Origin of the sequence: Methylocaldum szegediense, from assembly GCF_949769195.1 — a bacterium.
GTDB classification, from domain to species: domain Bacteria; phylum Pseudomonadota; class Gammaproteobacteria; order Methylococcales; family Methylococcaceae; genus Methylocaldum; species Methylocaldum szegediense.
Genome location: NZ_OX458333.1, coordinates 4,606,416 through 4,630,658 on the forward strand (window position 1 = coordinate 4,606,416; position 24,243 = coordinate 4,630,658).

General features: G+C 51.6%; 18 protein-coding genes and 1 pseudogene. 13 read left to right on the plus strand and 6 right to left on the minus strand.

Going from position 1 to position 24,243, the window contains the following annotated elements:
- Positions 1 to 82 precede the first annotated feature (82 nt).
- The 7 genes and pseudogenes from QEN43_RS20305 to QEN43_RS20325 form a co-directional block, all read left to right on the plus strand.
- Positions 83 to 1,024 (plus strand): annotated as a pseudogene (locus tag QEN43_RS20305) (IS1595 family transposase); the annotation flags it as partial.
- A 673-nt stretch (positions 1,025 to 1,697) separates the two neighbouring features.
- The gene (locus tag QEN43_RS20310; protein WP_317963550.1) at positions 1,698 to 2,639 is read left to right on the plus strand and encodes a glycosyltransferase family 2 protein; all 942 of its coding nucleotides are present in this window, start codon (positions 1,698 to 1,700) and stop codon (positions 2,637 to 2,639) included.
- Positions 2,640 to 3,599: 960 nt separating this feature from the next.
- On the plus strand, positions 3,600 to 3,746 hold the full coding sequence (locus QEN43_RS21870) for a helix-turn-helix domain-containing protein (RefSeq protein ID WP_396662824.1): 147 nt from the start codon (positions 3,600 to 3,602) through the stop codon (positions 3,744 to 3,746).
- 87 nt (positions 3,747 to 3,833) lie between these two features.
- A complete protein-coding gene (locus tag QEN43_RS21875; protein WP_084161831.1) occupies positions 3,834 to 4,055 on the plus strand; it encodes an IS1 family transposase in 222 nt (73 codons plus the stop codon).
- Between the two features lie 279 nt (positions 4,056 to 4,334).
- Positions 4,335 to 5,369: a glycosyltransferase family 4 protein gene (locus tag QEN43_RS20315; RefSeq protein ID WP_026610056.1), complete on the plus strand. Its 1,035-nt coding sequence runs from the start codon at positions 4,335 to 4,337 to the stop codon at positions 5,367 to 5,369.
- A gap of 784 nt (positions 5,370 to 6,153) precedes the next feature.
- Complete coding sequence (locus QEN43_RS20320) at positions 6,154 to 7,578, plus strand: putative O-glycosylation ligase, exosortase A system-associated (RefSeq protein WP_051331580.1); 1,425 nt, start codon at positions 6,154 to 6,156, stop codon at positions 7,576 to 7,578.
- Between the two features lie 67 nt (positions 7,579 to 7,645).
- Complete coding sequence (locus QEN43_RS20325; protein ID WP_036268146.1) at positions 7,646 to 8,500, plus strand: transglutaminase-like domain-containing protein; 855 nt, start codon at positions 7,646 to 7,648, stop codon at positions 8,498 to 8,500.
- Positions 8,501 to 8,545: 45 nt separating this feature from the next.
- Here QEN43_RS20325 and QEN43_RS20330 read toward each other — a convergent pair whose 3' ends face one another.
- Complete coding sequence (locus tag QEN43_RS20330; protein WP_162144283.1) at positions 8,546 to 9,244, minus strand: tetratricopeptide repeat protein; 699 nt, start codon at positions 9,242 to 9,244, stop codon at positions 8,546 to 8,548.
- 77 nt (positions 9,245 to 9,321) lie between these two features.
- Here QEN43_RS20330 and QEN43_RS20335 point away from each other — a divergent pair, with 77 nt between their 5' ends.
- The 5 genes from QEN43_RS20335 to QEN43_RS20355 all read left to right on the plus strand — a co-directional run bounded on the left by QEN43_RS20335 (position 9,322) and on the right by QEN43_RS20355 (position 14,383).
- Positions 9,322 to 10,455, plus strand: a complete 1,134-nt coding sequence (locus QEN43_RS20335; protein ID WP_026610058.1) for a GNAT family N-acetyltransferase — start codon at positions 9,322 to 9,324, stop codon at positions 10,453 to 10,455.
- A 721-nt stretch (positions 10,456 to 11,176) separates the two neighbouring features.
- Positions 11,177 to 11,434 carry an acyl carrier protein gene (locus QEN43_RS20340; RefSeq protein ID WP_026610059.1) on the plus strand — a complete coding sequence of 86 codons (258 nt, stop codon included), beginning with the start codon at positions 11,177 to 11,179 and terminating at the stop codon, positions 11,432 to 11,434.
- Complete coding sequence (locus QEN43_RS20345; RefSeq protein ID WP_036268147.1) at positions 11,431 to 12,264, plus strand: hydrolase 2, exosortase A system-associated; 834 nt, start codon at positions 11,431 to 11,433, stop codon at positions 12,262 to 12,264. Before QEN43_RS20340 ends, QEN43_RS20345 begins: the two co-directional genes overlap by 4 nt.
- Positions 12,258 to 13,142 carry a hydrolase 1, exosortase A system-associated gene (locus QEN43_RS20350; protein WP_026610061.1) on the plus strand — a complete coding sequence of 295 codons (885 nt, stop codon included), beginning with the start codon at positions 12,258 to 12,260 and terminating at the stop codon, positions 13,140 to 13,142. The genes QEN43_RS20345 and QEN43_RS20350 overlap by 7 nt, the downstream gene beginning before the upstream one ends.
- Positions 13,124 to 14,383: a glycosyltransferase gene (locus tag QEN43_RS20355; protein WP_156912699.1), complete on the plus strand. Its 1,260-nt coding sequence runs from the start codon at positions 13,124 to 13,126 to the stop codon at positions 14,381 to 14,383. The genes QEN43_RS20350 and QEN43_RS20355 overlap by 19 nt, the downstream gene beginning before the upstream one ends.
- Before the next feature lie 521 nt (positions 14,384 to 14,904).
- Here QEN43_RS20355 and QEN43_RS20360 read toward each other — a convergent pair.
- The 3 genes from QEN43_RS20360 to QEN43_RS20370 all read right to left on the minus strand — a co-directional run bounded on the left by QEN43_RS20360 (position 14,905) and on the right by QEN43_RS20370 (position 21,520).
- The gene (locus QEN43_RS20360; RefSeq protein WP_026610063.1) at positions 14,905 to 16,140 is read right to left on the minus strand and encodes a pyridoxal-dependent decarboxylase, exosortase A system-associated; all 1,236 of its coding nucleotides are present in this window, start codon (positions 16,138 to 16,140) and stop codon (positions 14,905 to 14,907) included.
- A complete protein-coding gene (locus QEN43_RS20365; protein WP_026610064.1) occupies positions 16,133 to 17,722 on the minus strand; it encodes an acyl-CoA ligase (AMP-forming), exosortase A system-associated in 1,590 nt (529 codons plus the stop codon). The genes QEN43_RS20360 and QEN43_RS20365 overlap by 8 nt, the downstream gene beginning before the upstream one ends.
- Positions 17,723 to 18,235: 513 nt before the next feature.
- On the minus strand, positions 18,236 to 21,520 hold the full coding sequence (locus QEN43_RS20370) for a VanZ family protein (RefSeq protein ID WP_026610065.1): 3,285 nt from the start codon (positions 21,518 to 21,520) through the stop codon (positions 18,236 to 18,238).
- A 324-nt stretch (positions 21,521 to 21,844) separates the two neighbouring features.
- Here QEN43_RS20370 and QEN43_RS20375 point away from each other — a divergent pair, with 324 nt between their 5' ends.
- Positions 21,845 to 22,168: a hypothetical protein gene (locus tag QEN43_RS20375; protein WP_156912700.1), complete on the plus strand. Its 324-nt coding sequence runs from the start codon at positions 21,845 to 21,847 to the stop codon at positions 22,166 to 22,168.
- Positions 22,169 to 22,334: 166 nt separating this feature from the next.
- Here the strand turns inward: QEN43_RS20375 and QEN43_RS20380 are convergent, their stop codons facing one another.
- Together QEN43_RS20380 and mepA are read right to left on the minus strand one after the other, a co-directional pair.
- Positions 22,335 to 23,414, minus strand: coding sequence for a dipeptide epimerase (locus QEN43_RS20380; protein ID WP_317963551.1), 1,080 nt, complete (start codon positions 23,412 to 23,414; stop codon positions 22,335 to 22,337).
- A gap of 8 nt (positions 23,415 to 23,422) precedes the next feature.
- On the minus strand, positions 23,423 to 24,238 hold the full coding sequence (mepA, locus tag QEN43_RS20385; RefSeq protein ID WP_026610068.1) for a penicillin-insensitive murein endopeptidase: 816 nt from the start codon (positions 24,236 to 24,238) through the stop codon (positions 23,423 to 23,425).
- Positions 24,239 to 24,243: the final 5 nt, after the last annotated feature.

Genomic DNA, 24,243 nt, shown 5'->3' on the forward strand with positions numbered 1-24,243 from the left:
AGCGATGAAGGTCAGCACAGGCCTGCGTCGTCGACCACTAGAGTCCTTAGACTAGGGGCATCGATCACAAGAGAGGGGTTACATGCCTATAAACCGGGCGCAAATTCAAAAGGGTTTGCTGTGGGCCGGGTTTCTGACGCAATGCGACCGTGAAGCGCAGTGTGAAGTGGTGCTGGAGGCCCTGAGTTGGCCGGATGGTTTCCGCTGCCTGGGCTGTGGCGGCGCGCGGCACACGGTGTTCGAACGAGCCGGGTGAAGCTACTTGGCGATGTGGATACTGCCGAAATCAAACGACGCTAACCGGCGGAACGATCTTCCAAGCGGCCAACCTGGTGTTGACCACCTGGTTTCTGGCCCTGTATCTCTTGATCCAGGCCAACATCAATTTCTCAGCCCTAGAATTGATGTGCGATCTCGGGGTGTGTTATCGCACCGCCTGGCTGGCAAAGCATGATCCAGGGGACGGCGGAGCGGGAAGCGGATCGGCAACGGACCGTGCGGGTCGGGATCGATGATGCTTACTTAGGCGGTGAACGGTCGGGGAAACGGGAGCATGGCTCCGAAAACACGGTCGCCTTTGTAAGGGCAGTGCAAACCACAGACGACGGACGTCCGTTGTTTGTGCGCATCGATCCCCTATGGTTCACCCAGCGGGTGTTCGCGGACTGGGCCCAACGCGCCTTGGCCCCGTCGACCTACGCTCTCACCGATGGCCTGAACGGATTTCGGAGGCTGCACCAGGTCGTCGCTGGCCATCAACGCCTGATCCTGGGCTCTGGGCGGCAGTCGGCACAGTGCCCGGCGTTTCATTGGGGCGACACGCTGTTGAGCAACCTGAAGATCGCCCTTTCCGGCGCCTATCACGCGATCAAATCTGACAATTACGCTAAGCGGTATCCGGTCGAGTTCCAATACCGCTGCAATCGGCGTTTCAATCTCAAAACCTCGCTTGAACGGCTGGCGCGCTGCGGTGTTCCCTCAACATTGACCCAAGTGGCAAATTCGCTTGGCTGAAGTTCATCGCGAGTCAGGAAAAATCTTCCTTATGAATTATGTCGCCGAAAAGAATCGGAGAATGATTGGAAACACCAACATAATCTAGATCATAGTAAACAGAGATTCAACGTATTCGCCACCTTTTGGCTCGCCAGTTAGGTCTATCTGAATTCAAGTTTATGGAAAAGCGAGTAAAATTCTCTGATCTGACTAGACCTATTATCGAGACCGAAGCTTTATAAAACAGAACAGGTCGTAGCTGTCGAGAACTATTCTTAGAACCCACTCAAGATATTATTTAAAAAATCATGCTGCTAACAGTTTGCGTCTAGCTGAGCGGATAAAGTGTTGCGATGTAAGTGAGATAATAATGAATAGCGTTCAGTTTGATCTTGCATGCGATGGGGCAAGTCCTGCGTTATGATTTTGATCCAAGCCAGGATTACAAGACACTAAAGCGGAGTCGAGTTAGCCGGGGGCTATCGGCGCTGATATCGTTTGTGGAGACGGTTAGAATCCGGAAAATTTCATGGCGTAGTTCAAACAGTGGAAGAGATGGGGAGCCAGGAAAGTATTAGGTGAACTTTTTCTACTTTGATATTAGGGCCCATCAATACAGTTTTAGTCGTGACTAGTCCCCAAAGTTTGTTAGTTTTTTAGTATATCAATACTTTTACGACAAGAAGGATGCAAAATCAATCATGAATATTAGTGTCATAATTCCCAGCTTCCGTTCAGGAGGCTACTTATTGGAAGCCGTGCAGTCTGTACTTAATCAGCGTGGCGATTTTGAGTTGCAAGAGATAATTGTTGTTGATGATGACAGTGATGACTCTGAGACTCATGACGCATATAAAAAGCTAATCTCAGAACCGAGAGTTAAATTAATAAAGAACCAAGAAAAAAAAGGATCGGCAGGAGCTCGCAATACTGGTATTCTTCACTCGACAGGGGAGTGGATCGCGTTCCTAGATGCAGATGATATATTACTTGAGAACAGCATCAGTTATCGAGTAGATTTAATTAATAAATATAAAGATATAGAGTGGTGTGGAGGTGACTTTATACAATTTGACGAAAACATGAATTATAATGCCGCAGCCTATTTCGAGTCAAAATTAGATCATTATCCGTTCTTGCAATCCTCATATTACTCAGAACAAAAATATATAGTCTTTGACAAACCCATAGAGGTATTCCTACAACAGGCCCCGGCTACCACAGGAACGATAATGGCGCGGAAAGAGTCCATTATCAGAGCTGGGCTATTTGATACCGATCTTTTAATGCAACAAGACATACATTTATTCTTACGTCTCGCATTAAAATGTAAATATGGGTTTATCGGAAAACCATTACTCGCTAAGAGGGAACATAAAAACAATACTACGTCCGATCCTGCCATCACACTCGAATGGCGATTGAAGGCCTATCGAAAGCTTATCTCCGATCCAGAATTTGCTAAGTACAAAGAAAAATTGCGCAACCAAATATTCAACATATCTACCGATCTTTGCTATTTAAATAGAAAAGCACATTCCTTTAACAGGGCGTTGACGTGTTCCATACAATCAATTCGCTCTAAACCTACATCCACAAAAGGTTGGAAAAACATGGTAGCGAGCATATTACGCATTTCATAGTTCAAAGTAACGTTAATTGACGACAGATATTTTTAAAGGCGACAGATTAAGAACGATTGGTCGAGGTTACCTGATTTCTGAAGCAGGATGATCGGTTAGAAAATTATTCCTGCAATCGGATGACTTAAAAGAGTGAAAAGTCGATCCTCACCATTTTTCTAAGAGCGGGTATGGGCCGTGTAGGTTTCCCGTTTGCTTGTTTTATAACGAAGAAAATATTATTGTCTCTAGGGGTTGCTTGCTGATATCGTAATACGCTTCGTCGTCGAATGGAGGATTAAGATTCAGGTCTCGGCATAAAGCTAAAATTCCGTGGATATCGCGCGTTGATAGCTTCTCTTCGAGAACCTAATTAACACATTTGCTTAACGACCTAATTTAAAAATTTTTGATTCGAAGAAGGATTTTACGCTGTCGGGGATGGCTCAGAAAGTACTTTTTGCCCAATTATTTATGGCATTTTCGGGATATTAAATAAGGTGTGTGGTTCGCAATTTTGTTGATGGGAATCGCTCCGCGCCGTCCACTGAAGTGCGTATCAAGCTTGGGAAGGGATTAGGTATTCCGAATGATAAGGTGCCAACCGCTTTGATTGGACGTTAAACAGATGGATCTATTCGAAGTATTTAAGTTTCGGAGATAATATGGTCCTAGAGACCCATATGGCCGGGTATCTTTTTTTCCTAATGGTGACTTTCACCAAATAATCTTGCTAGTCCTGAATAAGAAGCAGGTAAGAATTAGATACGACTTGTAGGTTTTCGTACTGGCGGAGAGTCGGTATTTGCAGTCACGGATAGCAGTGTTGTACTGAGTGATTCCATTTCGCGGTCAGAATGATCACAATATGAGCTGTTTGTGTAGATGTGAACGGCTATGGGTAGACCGGTAAGTGGAAGGACGGAGATTGCGCAGACGAAAGCCGTTTTGGAGACGGCCTGGAACGGTCCTGAGTCGAAGATGGCGCAAGCGGTGGTCTTACCCTTAGAACTCGGCTTGACTCTACGGCAAACCGCTGCCGTAATCGGCGTTTCACGCGGTCGGGTGTGTCGATTGCGGCGGCGGTTTGAGCGCATGGTCCAGGGTGAACAAAGCCTAAAACACTAGAGACACGGACCGGCTCCATAACCCCGGACGCCGGAAAAAGCAAGAGCCTTGTCGTATCTGTGAAGAAGCGAGGGTGGGGTTCCACCCGTGCTTGAATGCGACAAGGCCTTTAGCTATGTTGGCCGAAAGGCCACACCGATGTGGCTGTGGATCGCCTTCTCTTCGCACGCTCGCCGAATCGTGGCCTACGCTTTGGGCGACCGCACGGAAACCACGGCCCGCCAAGGGGGGATCGAGTTCCGGCCTGCTATCGTGAGGCCGAGGTTTACACCGCTGGCGGGGAACCCTATAGTGCTACGACTCCTGTGAATCAACATCGGCCTGGCCGGAGATCGGCGGGTCGAACGTTAGAGCAAGGGCTTACGCCAACGCCTGGCGCGCTATACCTGAAAAACCTTGGTCTTTTCCAAATCGATCCAGATGCATGAAGCCTGAATAAGGCTCTTTCTCCACCACTACAATCTCGATCACGTCATTCTCTAATTAATCACTAGCATGAAATTTAGGAAAGAAGAATGGTGGATTTTTTTATAATAAGATTTTTTAGTTGTACAAATCTGATATCAAAATTGTAGAGAAATAGAAACGATGCGCGTAGCCGTCCTTTCTTATCCCATGCTATTTCAAACGCAAGGGGGGCTTCAAAATCAGATAATCGAAACGATTGCAGCTTTACAACGGCGTGGGATAAAGGCGGAGTTGATCAACCCGAACACGCAAAAGCTGACAGATTTTGATTTGGTTCACCTGTTTTCTGCAATTAATGGTAATCATCGCATCGCGGAATATGCGAAGGCCTTCGGTCTACCCGTTGTGACTTCACCGTTAATCCAACCACATTGGACTCGAGGCATGGGACGCTGGGCGCGCCTACTGGAGAGTTTGGTTGGTAAGACAACGAATTGGAACATCAAAACTGAGTATCGAATGATCGAATCTTGCTTAAGGAATTCGGATTGTGTAATTGCTCTTGGAGAAACGGAGCGTCAATGTATTATTGAGGCATTCGGCATATCGGGTGATCTGGTAAGAGTTATTCCGAATGGGATACCGGAGCGTTTTTTTAATGCGTCTCCGAATTTAGCAATCGAAATGTTAAAGGCGTCAGAACCTTTTATCCTAAACGTGGCGGCAATCAATCCATATAAGAATCAACTGACCTTGACTCGTGCGATAGCCAGCACGGGAATGAAATTGGTGTTGGTGGGAGATTGTCTGCCTTTTCAACAATCTTATTTAGAAAAAATTTTGGCTTATGAACACGTGACGTATATTGGAAAGCTCGATTATGATGCTCCACTATTGGCTTCACTTTATGCCGCAGCGAGTGTTTTTTGCCTGCCTAGCTTGTCGGAAGTTATGCCTTTGAGTGCTCTTGAAGCTTTAGCGGCAGGCACCCCAGTAGTTTTGACAGAGAATCACTGTATGAACTTGGAGGGGTTCGGAGCTATGGTGAAAGAAGTACCCCCAAACAATGAGCAGGCGATACGCGATGCGATCTCGGCGCTACTCCGTCAAGGCTCCGATGGTAAGGTTAGGAGTGCTCTAGCCAAAACATATACGTGGGAGGCTGTAGGGGAATCGATTTATAAGTGCTATAAAGACGTTCTTGCCCGTGTGTAGAAATCCATCTCGAGCAATCAATTGCAAGGAGGAAAAGTCCAATATTTTATCAGTGTACCAAATGCCTGATAAAGTATAAGTTGATCGAAATAATGAGGAAGCTAAAAGCGGATCGTCAACCGGCCGGGCGCGTCGAAATCGATGGTGCCTACCTGAGCGGTGAATCGTCTGGGAAGCCGGAGCGTTGCTCCGAAAAGAGATTCGCCGTTGTGATGGCGGTGCAAAGTTGAGCAACCTGAAGACGCCCTTTCCGGTACCTCTCACGTGTTCAAATTTGAGAAATAGGCTAAGCGGTATCGGGCGGAGTTCGAATACCGAGTTCAATTGGTGTTTCAATTTTTAATCCTTGCGTTGACGGCTGGTGTGAGCAGCAGTGTTCACTCAATATCAGCCGATGTGGGGAATTCGCTTGGTTGAAGTTTATCGCCAATCGGTTGGGCATTTCTGTATGAGCCGCGCAAAGAGGACATCTGCGAACAAGAGGTAGGTAACTTGCAGAGATATTCGCACCGGTTGCACCGATGGTGAGCCAAGCTATACTGGAGCTATTTCGGCGAACATGCACGTCATTGATAAGATAGGCAGGGGCCGGAAAAAATTTTTCGCATCGAGCACTTGGTCCGAAATACGATGTGCTTTTCGAGATCTGAGTTGTTTCACGGTATAGTGATTGACCCTTCAGTAATCGCTACTGCTTTCAACTAATAATTCTGCGGTCAATATTCTGTTCATGAGGGGGATTTCTAGGTGTCATGGTGTAATGAGGGCTGTGGCGGATTATTGATTGCCGACCGCACGGCCGGCAGATGCGGAGCAATATCTGCTAGAAATCCTTTTGGCCCATGCTCGGCTGGGTGCTGGAGGGCGTATATCTACACAGGAGGCGGTGGCGACTAGTAATATGAGAGATATTGTTATTCTGACCGTCGTTATTGTCGGACTTTTTTGGACATTGAAAAAGTCCTATATCGGAGTGCTGATATGGGCATGGATAAGTTATATGAATCCTCATCGTTTAGCTTGGGGGTTTGCTTACAATTTCCCATTTGCCCAGTTGACGGCACTTGTTACTATACCGGCAGCGTTGGCTGATAAGGAAAAGAGGTTTCCGCGATCTCCTATAATTGTATGGATCTTCGTGTTGTTGGTGTGGATGGCTATAACGACATTTTTCGCTTTTTTCCCTGATAGTGCTTTCGTGGAATATAAGCGAACGCTCAAGATTCAGGTTATGAACCTGATTACAGGTTTGGTTATAGTAGATCGTAAGAAAATAAATGCCCTTTTGGGAGTTATTGCCGCGTCGTTGGCATATTATGGGGTCAAGGGAGGTATATTTACTATCTTAACTGGAGGAAAGTTAAGGGTATGGGGCCCCGAAGGATCTTTTATAGAAGGAAATAATGAACTGGCTCTTGCTACCCTAATGGTGCTGCCGATCGTCGGATATTTTCTCAGTATAACGAAAGCGATCCATCTAAAGCTTGGACTTTTTGTCGTTATGGCGTTGATGGCTGTATCGGCGATGGGCTCACAGTCACGAGGAGCTCTAGTTGCGGCTCTGGCTATGCTAATAATGTATTGGTGGCGTAGTCGCTCAAAGGTTTTAACAGGTACCATAGGTGCTATCCTGGCAGTAGGAATATACTTTTTTATGCCAGAAAGTTGGCATGAGCGCATGGCTACCGTAAAAACCTATCAGCAGGATAGTTCGGCGATGGGAAGAATAAATGCGTGGACGCTCGCTTTTAACCTGGCTTGCGACCGAGTAACAGGTGGAGGATTCAACCACTGGTCGCCATTGACCTTCGCACTTTATGCCCCTAACCCAGAAGACGTCCATGATGCGCATAGCATCTATTTCGAGATGCTGGGAGAGCACGGTTTCATCGGGTTGGCGATCTTTCTGTTGATTGGATGGTTAAGTTTTAGAAATGCTGCATGGGTTATGAAGAAAACAAAGGGAATTCAAGAATTAGAGTGGGCTAATATGCTCGCTAGAATGCTTCAGGCGACATTGGTTGCATATGCAACGGGAGGAGCTTTCCTAGGGTTGGCATATTTCGATTTGTATTGGAATGTTGTGATGGTCCTCATAGTCTTGAGGAAAATTGTTGAGGATTCTTTGTCGATTACTGAAAAGGAAACAAGTAAAATTGCGACTTCCCAGGTTAAGCCGCGTAGTTTTGTAGTCAAGCCGATTAGATAACTATGGTGATTCGAATTTTACCTTGTCTAGGCGGCATGGATTAAGAAATTTTATTGACTAATCGCCTATGAACGTCGACCTGACGGTTCGAAGAGTAATGCAACTTGTTGTGCGATGGACAGGAATTTGCTTTTCGGTTCTTGGCGCTATCGGGTTTTTAATCTTTGGTCTTCTGTATTTTAAATATCATTCGGAGTCCGAGACGATAAAGCAAATTGCGAAGTATGTTACGGATGGGCTCGACGATGCTCCGGGAGAGCGGCTAATCCGTTTGACTCACTGGGTTTATAGTAATAAAGGTTTCGCTAAGAACAGAGAGTACTTTCTGTTTTCAAAGCTCGGGCCGACCCCAATTCAAGTTCTGGAGAAAGGGGGGGATTGCGCTGATAAGTCGCGCTTATTGGCGTCGATGTTGTATCAGCTAGATATTCCGAATACGTTGGTGATGCTATATGATGAGGAAAATGGAAAGCCGACACATACCGTAGTTGAGGTGCGATTACCGGACTTTAGGGCAGTTGCGGATCCGGTCTATGACATCGTTTATACTACATCACATGGACAGTTTTTGGGGTTGGATGAGCTTAGAAGAAATAATCAACTTTTCCTTGACAGACTGCAAGTCCTTGTTGAGGAAAGAGGTGAAAAGTCCAAGGTCGCCTTTTACAAGAAAGGGACGGAAAGTTATCAGTGGCCAAGAACGATAAACTGGGAAAGCAAATGGATAACATCGCAGATTGGGCGATTGCTCGCTGTATTTGTGGATGAACCTCAGTTGATTTCGAGACCGCGATTCCTGGAAGAGCCGGTACTGCTAATGTCGCTTATATCGTTGAGTATCTCGATTGTAATGGTAATGACCGGGGCTGGTTTATATTGGTCGAGTATTAAGATCTTTCGCCACAAAAATACAGGCACATAACTCCGATATAATTGAAAAACAGGCTCTACGAGTTTGGCAAGATAGCTAGTCCGTCCATTTTCCAAGATGTTTGAGCTTGGTTTTCAAGCCGGGAAGCGGATAGCCATTCTGGTAGGCGATTTTAGCATGGGATAATGCCTCGTCCGGGCGTTTGAGTTCAACAAGGAGTAACCCTATGTTGTAATTGAGCTCGGGATCCTGTGGCTTAATTTTTAAGGCCTTTTGGTATTGAGCCAAGGCGTGCTCTTTGAGTCCACGTTTATGGAGGTATATTCCGTAAAGTATGTATACATTGACATCGTTTGGAGCGAAGTTAATAGCGCGCTGAAAATAGCACTCAGGAGGGGGGATATCTGAATGACGTTGGTTGTAGATGTGCTTTTGCAACTGAAACGTCATCATGGCGTTGAGTGCTCTATGGTGATTTGGGAAGGCTCGCAGCGTATAGTCTAGATCGAGCGCAATGGAGCCGGAAGCGCCCTTGCGTAAGTGCTCGACATCGGATGTGAAGTGGTAGTGTTCGACTATCCCGAGATGTTTTCGGTCGGTTGGGCTCGTATAATCGAATGGGCCGTAACCTTGGCCTTTACCTTGGCATACGGTCTTATTTAGGGTTTCTCCAACCCAAGGTGCACTGGCAGAAAAAGAGGCCTCGGAAAAGGCAGAAAGTGCTAGGATGCAAACTAGGCGATGAGCGTTTTTTCGAAGCATAGCGCGTTGTGTTTGTGATCTGGAGAATTTCATTAGAAACATTGGCTTTTTGAGGATGTTTGTATTGTGGCACTAAATAGTCGTTTCCAAAAGAACCCTTGGGGATGTGAATGTCGGTAAGGAATCGCTGGTTTAAGTTAGAGGATGCAATTTCGGAAATTGGCGATGATTGGGAACGCGCTGTACGAGAGAAATCTGGTGATCCGACGGCATTTCCATGGTGGATCAAGAGCGTTGCTCAGGCTCGTAATCAGCTTGAGCAGCTGAAAATTTACGTTGAATGGGAGAAGAAGAAACTAAAGACGATCATTCCATTCCTTAGTTCGGTCGAGCATTGGTACGGCGTGCCGATACGCGTACTCGAGCCCGCCGGAAATTTGGTTTCGTATCATCAGAACTTGCTGATAGACGGAGACGAGGTGGAGACGCTAGGGAGAGTGTTGTCACAAGCGAGTTTATCGAAGTGGGATGTATTACGCATTAAGAACGTCGTTGACAACGGCCGGACGTATGAAATTTTGACGCATTTGGCCAAGGCTAAAGGGCGGATTTTACGTTTTCTTCGTGGAGATTCCTCGCCTTATTTGCCGATCTCGTCGGATTGGGAGAGTTTTCTGCTAAAACGGAGTGCCAGCTTTAGGTACCGCTTGGGTCGAAAGGCGCGCAACATCGGAAAAACCGGCGCGGAAATGCGGTGGTTTAAAGATGCGTCGGAAACCAGTGAGTTTCTTGCTCATATGCTGACAATTGAATCAGCCAGTCGAAAAGTTGCTGCCGGTATGGCGGTTTCGCATAGGCCTATGGAGCAACGCTACTACGAATTGTTGTTGCCGGAACTCGCTGATCGGGGCATGTTACGAGCTAACGTTCTGTTTTTGGGTGAACGGCCAATTGCCTACAGCTTATGTTACGAATTTGAAAAGCGCTGGGGACAATTGAAGACATCTTTTGATGATCAATATGCAGAGATATCGCCGGGTACTTATGTGGTTGACGCTGCAATTCAACAAGCTTTCACGGAGGGCGCTATCGAGTTTGACTTTTTAGGCGACGTGATGCCCCATAAGCTGGAATGGACAAAGCAAATGCGTGTTCACTGGACCATTGAGATGTATGGCCACACGGTAATCGGAAATTTGATGGGATATTTAAAAAAATATTGTATTGATACGCTTCGCCGGCACTTGCGGGTGGGATCGACTAACGCAAGCACGGTTGTTCAATCTCTACCTCAGAGAGGGTGAAGTATCCGCTAGGTCGATTGCATCACAAGCGTTGGCTAGACAGTTGAGCTGTATGCAATGCCGTTGAGTTTTAAGGTGTCTTGCAGGGATGTTTTAGGTTTAGACCTAGTGTAGATTTGGTCTTGGGGCGTCTTGATCGGGCTGTGTGAGTGTCAGGATCCTAGCATAGAGCTTACATGGGACTGCGGATAGGGCTGGGGAAGAATCGCTGGATGAGCCAGCAGGACAGCCACGAATTCAGGGAGTTCATGACAGGGGGCACTAGGGGTAACAGCGTTGGAGCTTGCCTTCGGCCAGGGGGCGGAGGCGGAACAGGCGACGGGGGGGAGGCAACTGGGTAAACGATAAGAATCCAGAAGGCGGGAAAGCCATGATACAAGGTGAGGATGTCATCGCTGGCTAGGTCCGGGAGCGATTGTGCAGGAGGACGCGCTCGGCATCTTCTTAATCGCCACTGCTTTAAACTAAATTGAGCCACCACCAAGAGGTCATCGAGCAAGGATTGGAAGCTTCTATTGATTAATCCTTTGTTTTCGGATAGTTACGCTACATGGTAAACCACAAGGTTCTTAACGGCATTTGAGCGGTATATGGGTGGCATTGAACTCAGGTGGCGTAATTTGTTGTTTAGTTGGCGGTAGTTCGGTTTCTTAATTTAGATAATTGTTTTTTGAAAGGCTATCGTCACTCGTTGGGAATTCAATACAGCAAGATAGTTTTTATGTCTACTGCACAACACATAATTGATCTGCTAACGCAGGTACTTCAACTTGGGGAAAGAGGGAGTCGGTTGACGTCGGATTCTCGTCTTCTCGGTGAATTGCCGGAGTTTGATTCGATGGCCGTGGTTTCGGTGCTAACCGCACTCGAAGAGTCTTACGGCTTTGTTGTCGACGATGACGAAGTCGAAGCATCTGTCTTTGAATCCGTGGCGAGCCTGGCGGAATTCGTCGAGCAAAAATTAAGATCTCGTACATGACTCGATCTGATCGCTGCGAGCCGCGTCCGTTTTTTCTCCCAATCGCGGCTGGAAAGCTGTTTTGTTTGTACTTTCCAGGCAATGAAGACGCATACAAAGGGCATGCAGTTGTGCATGTTCCGGCCTTTGCAGAGGAGATGAACAAGGCGCGCCGAATGGTCGCTTTGCAGGCGAGGGCTTTGGCCGAAAGGGGTATTAGTGTTCTAACGGTGGATTTATTCGGTACCGGAGATAGTGATGGAGATACTTTAGACGCTCGCTGGTCGCAGTGGTTGCAGGATATGGAAGCCGCAATCGCTTGGTTGCGGGGTAAGCAGGTGAAAGATATCAGTCTCTGGGCGCTACGGGCGGGAGCTCTTTTAGCACTCGATTTCCTGCATTATTCGGACAAGGAATTTAAGAGTTTGCTGCTTTGGCAACCAATATTGAAAGGTGAGATTTTTCTCACGCAATTTCTTCGCTTACGTGTGGCAGCTGGCATGATGACCGGAAAACGAGAGACGGTCAGAGGCTTGCGTGATCGATTTGCGGAAGGTGAATCCCTAGAGATCGCTGGATACGAACTGCATCCGGAGTGGGTGCGTGAAATCGAGAAATTGGATTTTGAGACGACGGTAACTGGCAGCCTGCAAAAATTGGGCGTATTCGAAATTAGTTCGACGCTTAAAGAACAGCCTACTCCAGCCAATCAGCAGTTTTTGTCGATTTGGGCCAGCGCCGGCATTAATACTCATTATGAGGCGATAGTGGGCGAACCTTTCTGGAGTACTCAGGAAATCACTAGTGTTCCTGAACTTATTCAGCTTAGCAGCACGTTTTTCGAATGCTAGAGCCTGGCTTTTTTGAAAAACCAATGGTCATTGAGTGTGCCGGCCAAGCACTCGTGGGGATTCTTCACTCCGCGCCCACGGTCAATCGCCGAGGCGTGGTGATTGTAGTAGGTGGGCCGCAGTACCGCGTTGGAAGCCATAGGCAATTCGTTTTGCTGGCACGTTATCTTGCACGTCACGGCTTTTCGGTGCTCCGTTTCGATTATAGAGGGATGGGAGATTCCGGAGGTGAACAGCGGACATTCGAAAACATCGGCGAGGATATTGCCAGTGCAATCGAGGCTTTTGTCCATGCTCAGCCAGAACTACGTGAAATCGTGATTTGGGGATTGTGCGACGCGGCGTCTGCAGCGTTATTTTACGCTCATCGAGATGAGCGAGTGAAAGGACTCGTTCTTTTGAATCCGTGGGTTCACACTGAGCAGAGTGAAGCGAAGGTCTATTTGAAGCGCTATTATCGACAGCGACTTTTAAGTGCCGATTTATGGCGCAAGGTTGCCAAGGGCGATTTCGATTTCCAGCAATCCCTTTCCTCGTTGACAGCGTTCGCATCCAAGGCGCTGTTGAGTTCGGCTAGGAAGCAAAATCCAATCGCTTCAAAAGCAGACGGGCATTTTATGGAAAAATTGCCTTTGCCCGAACGGATGCGGGTTGGTCTGGAAAGATTCTCCGGTCGGGTACTTTTGATTTTAAGTGGACGTGATTTGACGGCAGACCAATTTCGGGACCTTGTTTCGCGAGACGCGGACTGGCAACAACTGCTGAGCCATCCGCGGATTTCCCGTCGCGAGCTACCTGAAGCCGATCATACGTTTTCCACTCGTGAATGGCGTGATCAGGCTGCTTCCTGGACACTGGAGTGGCTAAACTCATGGTGAACAGATCGGTTTTGATGGTCGCCTACCACTATCCGCCCGTTCGTGTGAGCAGCGGAGTGCAACGGACGTTGAAATTTTCCCAGTACTTGCCCGAATTCAATTGGAAACCGATTGTACTTACCGTCAATCCTTCGGCTTATGAGCTATCTAGCCCGGATCAATTACACGAGATCAGGTCCGATATTGTGGTCGCCCGTGCTTTCGCTCTGGACACGGCAAAGCACCTGGCGATTCTACGGCGCTATCCGGAAGTGCTCGCACTGCCTGATCGTTGGGTAACCTGGGTGATCGGAGGGGTATTAACGGGTTTACGTTTAATCTGGCGCTACCGTCCGTCCGTTCTGTGGTCCACGTATCCTATTGCAACCGCACATTTAATCGGTCTGATTCTGCACCGCATTACGGGTATACCGTGGGTGGCTGATTTTCGTGACTCGATGACCGAACCCGACTATCCCAGAGAACCAAGACGGTGGAGGGTTTTTCGGTGGATCGAAGCTAAGACTTTGCGTCATAGTTCTCGTGCGATATTTACTACACCCGGAGCGGTTCGGATGTATGCCGAACGGTATCCCGAGTTTGCCGAGAAGCTGGCTATGATTCCGAACGGGTATGATGAAGAGAACTTCGTTCGTGCCGAGGCTCGCGCGAAATCGGTAGCGCAGCCGGGCGGGCAGCGGGCACTGAGATTAGTCCACAGTGGCGTCATATATCCGTCGGAGCGAGACCCACGTGACTTTTTTGCCGCCGTTGGAAAACTGAAAAAACAATCCGGTTTGACGGATAGCGATGTTCAGATTGTTCTACGAGCGACGGGGCATGACGATTATTTGCGGGGCTTGCTTCAACAATACGATATTGAAGATTTGGTTTTTCTAAAACCGCCTATTGGATACGAAGAAGCCTTGGTCGAGATGTTAGAGTCTGACGGTTTATTGTTATTTCAGGGAGCGAATTGTAATCATCAGATTCCCGCAAAAATTTACGAGTACCTAAGGGCGAATAAACCGATTTTGGCGCTGACGGATAAAGGGGGGGATACCGCGCGGGTGCTCCGCGAAGCGGAGGTGGAGTTTATTGCGCCATTGGATAATCAAGTCGAAATTGCCGAAACTCTGCCACGATTCCTTGACGCCGTTCGCAACGGCACAGTTCCGAGAATTCGTCCGGATATAATTCGCAAATTTGAAAGGCGTTCCGGTGCACAGCAATTAGCGGAACTGTTTGAAGTAACAGTCTAAGGTGCCAGGTCCCGTGCGATTATGCAGAGTCGGTATTTGGCGACGGCTTCCTGACCTGCGTCAAACCTTCCGCGGGCGACCGTGACGTCGCTCGCATCTGCGCCGGATATGTCATCGGTCGCCGCCTGGTTTCGCTCGTCGGGCCCCAACGGATAGCACGTTGTAATGGCTCAACGGCCGCTTCGAGGAGGTCGTGCAAACTTATCTCGATGGCACGGCGGATTTGGAACCCACCTTGCACCGCTATGCCTTCCAGACAACCACCTCCATTCCTCAACGGTACTTGTGTCATCTCACCCGAGTCTCCCTCTATCAGGATAGATGTCGCATCAGATAGATTGGTTTCTTACAGAGGTAAAAGGGCGTACCTCGACCTCTATAGCCGCAAGATCGTGGGCTTCGAAGTGTACGAACGGGAATCGGCCGAACTTTGTGAACCGCACTAATAGAACAGCCGCGATTTTTCAGTTTTCTGAATCCGTCTAAGCTGTCACCTTCCGTTTCTACGAGGATGTGTTTAACTAAACTAAGACCTCGGTAGCGACAGGCTGACTGAGAAATAGACTTGGGCTTGCCGTATAGCCGTAGGCGCCGGATTGATAGACCACCACCAAATCTCCGATATCGGCCCGCGCCAGATCCATCCGATCGCCGAGAATATCCAGAGGCGTGCATAGCGGACCGACAACGCTCGCTTCCTCTCTTTCCGTGCCTTGGACTTTATTGCCAATGACCACCGGGTAATTCTTTCGAATGACTTGACCGAAATTTCCGGAGGCGGCGAGATGGTGATGGAGTCCTCCGTCGGTTACGAGAAAGACCTGGCCGCGGGAAACCTTTCGGTCGATTACTCGGCAAACGTACAAGCCGGCTTCGCCGACTATATACCGGCCCAACTCGATCACCACGGTAGCATTCGGTAGGTAAGGCCGAATGTCTTCGAGACGCTCCGATAGTTGCTCCCCGATCGGTGCGATATCGAGACGCTGTTCGCCCGGGAAATAAGGAATGCCAAACCCGCCGCCGATGTTCAAAACACGGATTGGAGAAGGGCAGTGGTCAGCCAGACGCAGGGCGAGCTCGACGCTCTTTTTTTGGGCCTCGATGATGGCTTCCGATCGCAAATTCTGAGACCCACTGAAAATGTGGAAGCCGTGAAAATCCAGCTCATAATCGCGTATACGCCGCAACAGGGTCGGCACCTGCTCTTCGTCGACCCCGAACTGTTTGGGACCGCCACCCATTTTCATGCCCGAAGATTTGAGTTCGAACGCTGGATTGATGCGGATCGCGACTCGGGCGGGATAGCCGAGGCGTTCCGATTGCCGGGCGATCACATCCAACTCGTGAGCCGATTCCACGTTGATCAGAATTCCCGCTGCGATCGCGGAGGACAGCTCTTCGGCGCGTTTGCCGGGACCTGCCATGCTAATGTGCTCGGGCGGCATGGGCGTGTCGAGCGCGACTTTCATCTCGCCTGCGGAAGCCACATCAAAGCCGTCCACGAGACCCGCTAGATGTTGCACGACCGCTGGCATCGGGTTGGCCTTCATCGCGTAATGGAGGTGGATTTCCTTGGGAAGAAACTTGCGCAAATGTTCGACGCGTTCCGTAATGAGCCGGCGGTCGTAGACGTAAAACGGCGTTCGTCCGACGCGCTCGGCCAAACGCGTCAACCTCATGCCGCCCACGACCAGGCAGTCATCTTCAACTGGAAATTGGGTCAAGGGAGCGTGGCGGGGAAGTTCCTTATTCATGAACACCTTCTTGGTAGAGGTAGGCGAACTGCGAAGCGAGTCGTTTTCTATCGATTTTGCCGTTCGGGTTTCGCGGCAATTCAGGCAAAACCTGGATCGACACCGGCACCATGAAATTCGGGAGCCGCTGGCGGCAAGCGTTGATCAGGTCCTCGGTCTTGACCTCGGAGTAGCTGGCAGAAACGACGGCAACGATGGCTTGGCCTAGCATCGGATGAGGTACGCCGATCGCGGCCGCTTCCGAAACGAGTCCGGTCGAGTAGATGACTTCTTCGATTTCGGTCGGGCTGACCCGGTAACCCGAAGTCTTGATCATGTCGTCCTTGCGCCCGACGAAATAAAGATAACCTTCCTCGTCCATGGTTACGGTATCGCCGGACCAGACGGCGATTTCCGGTATGGGGAGTTCGTGTGGTCTTCCCGGTGCGGGCCGGAAACGTTCGGCGGTTTTCTCAGGATCATTCCAATAGCCCAAAGCGACCAACGACCCTCTATGCACCAATTCGCCGGGTTCGTGCGGTGCGCAGGGTGTACCGTCCTCGCGTACGACCATGATTTCGGCGTTGGGAATCGCCTTGCCCATCGAGTCCGGGCGGCGATCGATCTGGTCGGGCGGAAGGTAAGTGGAGCGGAACGCCTCGGTCAGACCGTACATCAGGAAAAACTTGGCGTTTGGCGCGTTGTTACGGATGCGCTCCAGGGTCGCTTTCGGCATTTTCCCACCAGAATTGGTCATGTAGCGCAAATGTTCATCGATGCTCGCCGGCCATTGCTGTTGTGCCAACTGGGCCCAAAGAGGTGGAACCGCCGCGAGTCCCGTGATGCGATAGCGCGTCAGAGCCGTGATGACGTCCTTGGGTACGAGGTAATCCATCAACACGCAGCAGGCGCCTTTGAGCAGCGCCGTGGTTAGTTGGTTTAGCCCGTAGTCGAAGCTGAAAGGCAAAACGGCAAGAAGGCGGTCGTCGGGGACGATATCCAAATACTGGGCGACACTCTTGGCGCCGGTGACGATGTTTCGGTGCGACAGCACAACACCCTTGGGTTTACCGGTGCTGCCGGAAGTATAGAGAATGGCGGCCATATCGGTGTCGATGACGGAGGGCGTCGGGGCGGATGTTTCCAATTGCGACAAATCCGCCCAGCTCATGACCTGAATTCCGGGAATCTCGGGGAAAGATTCCGTCATATCGGTCAAGACCACGGTATGCAAATCGGTACAGGTCGCGAGCGCGCTCATCAAACCCATGAAACGGCTTTGAGAGGTAATTAGAATCCTGACATTGCAGTCCCGCAGAATATGGGCAACCTGCTCGGCCTTGAGCACGGGATTGACGGGTACGAATACTGCACCAGCCTGAGAAATGGCCAAATAGCTCGTGACCGTTTCGATCTGTTTGGGAAGGTAGACCGCGACACGCTGCTGACGCGAAAGTCCAATGGCCGATAACGATCGAGCCAATTTCGACACCATGGCGTCCAGTTCGCCGAAGCAGAGGCTGGCGTCGTGGATCTGTATCGCGGTGCTGTAAGGTGTTTTTTCGGCTGTCCTCGTCAGTAACTCATGAACTAATACAGGCATGGCTTATTCTTGTGATTGATTAAGATTTGCCGGCGCATAAGTCGACGGGCGCCTGGAAAACTTGGATAACTATACTATAACTTCCGAGGTACAATTATCGTCCATCATGCCAGCATCACTAGCCTGGCCAGGCACCCACAAGGCGAGCGATCGTATCGGTACCGCAATCGATGCCAATACGGCAGTACATCGGACCGTATGCCCGCATTGCTTTAACCAGCGGTGAATTCGGTTCAGAACTTTGAGTTGACGACTTAGCCGTTACTTAAAACGGGCCGCGGCTCGGTGGCAGCGCGAATAAGCGCCATCTGCGAATGGATGATGGTGCTCCTCGTACAACAGCACGTCAACGCCAGGAACAGCTGTCGACTCCAGGGGAGTATCCTCTCCTTGCGTTAATTTAGTGCGCAGGCGAGCTTGACGATATCGGATGAACTCAGCGGCGCTTTGGCAGGTGCCCGAAAAGCTCTTGGTTTCCCGGATTAAGCAAAAGTTTCCGCGGAGTATCGGATTTCACTCATGAGTCATACTCCGCAAGAACCGCCGTACCGGACGTTCAGTATGTGGGTTACGCACCAGAACGCCTATACCGAACGCTCCGAGATAGAACAGCATAGACAGTCGCGCGGTATCCATCGTGCTGCCGAATAATCCGACAGTAAGAAACCCTATCAGTGAGCCGGCCAGCAACGCGGCTTCAAGATCTCCCTTCAACAAGACCGGCCACAGGTTTATTCCGGCGCCGACCAACAATAGGGCAAAGGCCGCCAATCCCAATACGCCTTGCGCGAAGTACATCTCCACCACTTGTTGGTCAATGTGCCAAGATTCCTTCTGATCACTTACGAGTAACCATCGTGCGATCCCTTCGTCGAATTCTCCGTTAGCCACTAGCTCGCGTCCGTCTTTCGTTTTGAGGCTGACGGCGTCCACGTCCAGCATGTGAGCTGACTTGTTGTGCAGGGACAGCTTTACCGAGCGGTGAGGCCAGTTACCGCCCGCGCCGAGTTTTCCCGAGTTCACCTCGACAGTGACCGTGTTCCATGATCCATCGGACGAGTGTGAGCGCAACTCCGCCCCGCCACATTCGAAGGAATAAAGTAGCGCCTTTTCACAAAGTGGAGTTCCGAGAGTGCCTTCACCTTCAGGCTGGCGAATTCGTGCAGACAGTAGGTAACGTTCGCCGGGTTCAACATCGACAATCTGGTCGAGGAAAACCGTCTCGCCGGCACCGAGACGCAGGAAAGAATTGTCGCCCTCGCGCATGACGGTGAAAGTACCTGGTACTTTGGCCGTTTCCGCTCCCAGCGCGTAGAGAATGGGATATTGCCCGAAGCCCATTCCAATTAGTGTTGTTATCGGTCCGTCATCCATTAAACCCAGAGCGCGCTCCCAATGCGCTTCCCGAGTAGAGAGATCCTCCGAGATGCGTGCCAGCCGAGATTGAGCGAATCCGCCGGAAAGTACGGGAACAGCGGCGGCGATCGACGCCGTCAAAAGTCCGGCGAGCGCCAGCCAGCGATGGATCGGAAATTCCTTCGGCCGTCGCAGGATGCTCCACAGGATCGGCACCAATCCTGCGATGAGGCCGGCGTAGCCGCCGCGCGAGAAAGTCACCAGCATGGCATAGCTGGCGCATGCGGCGTAGGCGAGGCCGAGTAGTTTCAGTAGCCAGTGGCGTGCCGTGAGTACGGAAACGACAAGCGCTGGAAAAGCGAAGGCAATGAAGGCTTCAATGTAGGCGCCACCCGTGTTCATGCTGGCGAAGGTCCCAGTTACGCGAAACACATTTTCGAAATCTCTGAGCCCGACGTATATGTGACGTTCCCATAAAACGGCCAGCGTAACCGCTGCCAAGCCGGTGACCAAACCGTTTCTCATCAGGCGGAGGGCTGCTCCACAATTCTCCTCGGGCACGCGTCGCATCAGAGGTACGAACAACAGCGCCCACAAGAGTCCTTTGCCGACCAACCAAGCGGTGAGTGGTGAATGAGAACTGTCCAAGATGGTGCCTTCATTGTCCAAAAGTGGCCACAAACCGCGCGCACTTGAAAGCAACCAGCTTAGCCACAAGAGCGCTGCGGCCCATGACACACTTCGGTTCGGCCAAGGCCGCGGCTTTATCCCATAAGTTCGCAGATAGATTACGGCGATGGTAACGAGCACGGTCAGGTCGAACTCGTCCAGCATCAAACGGCCGGTCCAAGGGCTTAAATCGAGCGCCGGTAAAAGAGCGGGAATTACGAACAGCCATCCGCCGGGGTGGCGCCACAACCACACCGCGTAACCGACCAATGCGGCGACCAGCCACGGCATGCCGGCTGAATAAAATAGAATGCCGACAACAGCAGCCAATGCTGCGGCCAAAGCGATGAACACGCCAAAAGGGTGTGGTGCACTATACGTAGGCATCGGTGTTTTTGAATGTTGTGCCGAGGGGTGCTCTTGGACTCGTTCGGGGCTCGGCCGCGTGGTCCGTTCTCGGCCACCGGTCAAGATTGCTCCGACCCAATGGGCCAGTGCGTAGGCCGCTGCCGCGCTCGCTGCGGCAATCAGCAGATTAGTGAAATCCGGATGCTTGGGCGGAACCAAAAGCTTGCCGAATTCGACGGGCAACGCCAGCGCGGCGGCGAACAACGACGCTTGCAGCACCCCTGGTTTTTCGGTTCCGCTCCCATGAGTGCGCCTTGCCCAGATAGCAAGCCCAATCGGGGCGTACATGCCCGCCTGGGCGAGTAGGCTCACCAACGCAGCCTGTTCGGTCGTGTAATAGTGATAATAAAAAGGAATGAACCGGACATCAGCCAGACGAGCGACAGCATCGCCGAGGGGCAGCCAGGCGGACGAGAACCAGCCGCTGACGGCAAGCAGTGCTAGTAGATATGGAACCGCAGCGAAGGGGATGATCGTTTTAATGATCCAAGCCAAGGCTACGGGGCCATACCGGCGGAGGAGTCGGCCGATCGCTGCGCCCACCACCAGTCCCACTCCGCGCCACAGCACCGATAGCCCTTGGCTCACACCTGATGCGAGCAGTAACTGAAACGGTTCCAGGATGAGGCCTAGTACCGCGCCTATCAGGAAGATACGGCGAAACCGCAAGACAGGAGCGGCGAGAGCGATGAAAGTCCCAAGCGGAGCGATGGCGAGAATCTCGCTGACCTGGCGCGCCGTGCAACGCAGCCAGCCGCTGCAGTTACCGGCGATTAGCCACCCCCAATTGTCCGAATTCAATTTCCATTCGAGTTCTCGGGCCGAGAGCACGAAATCGTAGGGAAACATGGACAGCAGGAGATACAGCACCGAGTAGGCGATGATCGCCGCATATAAGGACGAGCGTCCGCCTTCGGCGAAGGCGTCCAACAAGCGCACGATGCGCCATCGTCCCAGACTGAAAAGGGCAATGCCGCCGATCGAGCCCAGTGTCTCGGCCAAGAGATCGTTCAAGGAGACCGTGCGCGGCGCGAAGAATATCTGGATGAACTCCACCGCAATCGCGACCGCGATGCAGAACGCGAAGACCGCTAGCGTGGTTAGATGACGCAGTGCTGCGGTCGAGCGCATGCCGACGGCCGAGGCGCAGCCCAGGAATGCCAAAGGTACATAAAGCACGATGTTGGCTATCCAGTCGGCTCTTGATTCGATCCCGAGGTCCAGATATCTGATCGCGGCGAATTGTTCGAGCGCTTCATCGAACGAGTAGTCGCGGAACTCGAAAGGTACCAGGCTCCCATAGACAACGAATACGAGGTAGGCCAAGAACCCGAAGAAGGCATTACGGCGATCGGCTGTCAGCATATCTATCGGTCGGATATCAACTTCGTCGCGGAGGTGGAAGAGACTTTCTGGTGGTATTTTTTTAACGGCGACAGCCAAACCGTACGCCGCATTTCGGATTAATTCAATCGAAAAAGCAGAAGTTTTCGATTTCGCCCACTGTATTGGTGCAACTCCGCGACCGTAAGGAATTGTCACGCCGAAGTTTTGCAATGAGAATCAGCTGATGAAGCCTAAAGGAAGCTTTGGTCATGCCCTTCGGCAAACCTGTCGAACAGCATGAACGCAACCGACTTGTTCGGAGCTTCGTTAAGCAGCGCCTATTGGATCGTGATAGGGAACGACATGACGAACACTCATACTACCTGGACACCGCAACGCCTGGCTGAATGGGAACGAACCCGCGCCAGGGGAAAGCGCCACTTCATCTGGACCCATGGAGTCTTGAAATGGGGCGGCTTCATGTTCGTTTTTTCGACCGTGGTTTTTCAACATCAGGTTTTCGGCGATATCTTCAGTACTCAGGGTAATCTTCCGTTTCGCCTGCTGTTGGGGGCTTCGGTCTGGACCTTTGTGGGCTATCTCTACGGCCGGTCGAGATGGGCTCGTAACGAGCAGGAATACGCGAAACTAAAGGCATCCCGGAACAATGGCACGTTCGTTCCATAATGCCCGTGCACCGAGGCTTATAGATCGGGCAAGGCGCAGTCGGGTGTGAGCTGGCCATTGGTCGCTGAGTTCAAGGCGTGCGGTAGCCCAGCGGAACGGACTGCGACGATCGTGGATCGGGAATCGCTTGCTGATCGAACCTGAGAGGTATTCGTTCCGAGCGTCCTTAAGTCAAATGCCCGCCATGCCCGGCGGTTCCAGGATCCAGTAGGTAATGCGGTCCGACCGGCTTACAGCCGCCTTCGACCGGGTCGTCCGCGAGCAGCATTGGCGTGTCCAGGTCGACCCACTGAAACCCTCCGAGCCCTGCCGCGAAATGCGCGCTGAAACCCATCGCCAAGTGCGTTTCGACCATGCCGCCGATCATCAGAGCGACGCCGCCGGCGCGGGCGATAGCGGCGATGTCAAGCGCTTGAACCACGCCGCACTTGGCCAGTTTTATGTTGATGACCTGGGCGAGGCGATGCGTCACGATGCGGAGAGCGTCTTCCGGCGTGCGGCAAGATTCGCCGGCGGCTACCGGCATGCCCGCTTCTCGCGCCAGTTTTCCGAGACCGTCCCAGTCTTCTCGGGCCACGGGTTGTTCAAGCAGGTTCGGCTCGATGCCGGCCTGCCGAAGTTCCCGGAGCAGAATCAGAACCTCTTCGGCCGTGTAGCCGGCATTGGCGTCCAGGATTAAACGGCACCCGGGATGGCCGCGTTTTATGGCAAGGAGCCGCGCGATGTCGTCGGAGCGGTCCAGGCCGATTTTCACCTTGAGGATTTCGAAGCCTTCTTCACGGTATCGGCGGGCGAGGGCTTCCGCTTCGTCGGCAGCGCAAATCGGTATGGTGATGTCGGTCGCCAACCGATTCTGAAATCCGCCGAAAAAATGGAATAGAGGAATCCCGCAACTGTGGGCCAGCGCGTCCATCGAGGCCATTTCGATTCCGGCCCGGACCGAGGGGAGACCCGGGATCCGTTCCAGGAGTTCCGCCGCGATTCGCCGCCATTCGCCCGCTGCTTGTCCCACCAAGCTGGAGGCTTCCCGGGTCAGCGCGTCGAATGCCGTGGCTTGATCCTCGGCCGTCACCGGGGGCAGTGTCGGTGTTTCACCCCAACCCACCGCGCCATCGGAGAGCGTGATCTGCACCGCAAGATTGCGGACATGATCGAGTCTCGACGAGGCAATCGTAAACGGCGCGATCAGCGGCACGTCCAGCTTATGGATCTCGATTCGCCTGATCTCAAGATTTGCGGATTTCATCGACAAACCTAATCGCCATTTAACAGTGCTTGACACGCTTCGGGCATTGGGGGTTTCGGCGGTGCCGGCTTGGCCGGGCCAGGCGGGTGTTTCTGGAACCACCAGGACAAGCTGGAATCGCAGCCATCGCCCGGTGGAACCGGGTCCTGCCGGATGCATTCGGGGCTGTCCGACGGACATACTAGGCGTACATGGAAATGGTCGTCGTGGCCGAACCACGGGCGAATCTTTTGTAACCAGCTGCGATCGCCTTGAACGGTTCGACAAAGTTCGCGCTTGATATGTGCGTTCACGAAGATCCGGTCGACCTCGGGGATGGTTGCCGCCAGCTTCAACAATCGTTCGTGCTGTCTGCTCCAAAGCCGACGATTGAGGCCGTTTCCAGCGCGGTTCAAGAGACTCGGGGCGGGAATGTTGGCACGCCATCGGTCGGCGTTCCTAAAGAGTCCCGGGTCGAGGTTGAACCAGATATCGGCGTCCAGCCCTGTCTGATGGCTGCGATGGCCGAAGGGCATGGGGCCTCCTCGGGCTTGGGAGAGATCGCCGACCTGGATCACGCCGATGGCTTCGTGGGCTCGCGCGCCTAGGGTGCGGATCGTGCGGATCAACGAGGGGTGGCCGAAGTAGCGTTTGCGTTCCAGATGCATGACCAGATAGCCGTCGCCTTCGGTTGGGAGTTCGGCCGCCCCAGCTATGCAGCCGTTGGTGGTTTGGCCTATCACACGCGGCGGACCGGCGGTCGGGCCGGGGACGGCTGCCCAGGGATTGGCGAGTAGTGCGGTCGGAAAGCCGAGAAAAATCAGTGCTCGTCGAATCGAACGCATGGTGA